General features: G+C 51.8%; 1 protein-coding gene. It reads right to left on the reverse strand.

The genetic code is table 11. The features are described from left to right. A partial coding sequence (locus J7438_RS25880; RefSeq protein WP_209278911.1) for a M26 family metallopeptidase occupies nucleotides 1-948 on the reverse strand: 948 nt, incomplete at its 3' end. Nucleotides 949-1,025 lie beyond the last annotated feature (77 nt).

A 1,025-nucleotide genomic window follows, 5' to 3' on the forward strand; every position in this document is an offset into this window, starting at 1 on the left:
TTCAACCCAAATATTACTGATCGTAGCGTTGCCAGACATTTCGCAAGCCACTACCCCGGCCGATTCCGTTGAGGTTATGATGGCATCACTAAGGGTCAGGTTCTCGATGCGGCCCCCATCGGACAGGTGTTTTACCAGGCACTTCGAAAGTTTGCCAATAGTACGATTATTGCCGTCCAACTTGCCGGTGAATGGATTGTCTTTATCCCCAATGGACCGGGATAATTGGTTATCGTTGAAAGCATCAGTCAGGCGATAATGTTTGCTACATGAGTCCTTATCACGGCAGATATTGCCTAGGGTCTTGGCATCCGTCACGTTAATCCAGTCAGAGGCGGATGCTGATGCCGCACCGACCGCGGACAGGCCAACCAGAGCCCCCAGTACCAAGGGTGTGTTTGGCAACTGGCTGGCCGGTAGCGTTGGGGCGGCGGATTTATCATACTGGTGTCGTAGGTTCTGTGAGGCTTTTCTGGCTTTGTCTTTCGTGTTTTCCAAAGTCTCGTCCGGTGTCTTTTCCCTGTGTGTGCCAGGCTCAGGTATCGAACCGTCGCAAGCATTGAACGCTTTCAGCTGATCGCTGGCAAACCGGCCTACAGCCGCCAGGTTGGCAAGATAGCTCAGCAGACTATTGATTTCTGAAGGCATGCCGGAATAGGCTGCTATCGCCCGTCCTGCCAGTGCAGTGAACTGATGGAAATTATTGTTCTGGCCAACAACGCCCCAAAGATCAATGCCAGCAGCAGAGTCCGCAACATCCTGCACTGGCAGGTGGCGGTGGCTATTGAGTGGATCATACAAGGGGTGCAGTGACCGAACAAATGCACTAGCCCCCGATTGGATCACCTCCCACCCTCTCCATAGACCCTCCGGTTCTGTGGTGGGGGTTGTTACAGGTTGCGGGTCGATGGCCATGCCTGCCGGGTTTACGCCTGATTGCCGTATCAAAATCATTACCTCATAATAAAATTGTTTACGGAGATATTAATCCATTGTCTTATAGGGCAAACACAAAGAAGCAAACA

Origin of the sequence: Thalassotalea sp. G20_0 (assembly GCF_017744175.1) — a bacterium.
Taxonomy (GTDB): Bacteria; Pseudomonadota; Gammaproteobacteria; order Pseudomonadales; family Endozoicomonadaceae; genus Endozoicomonas.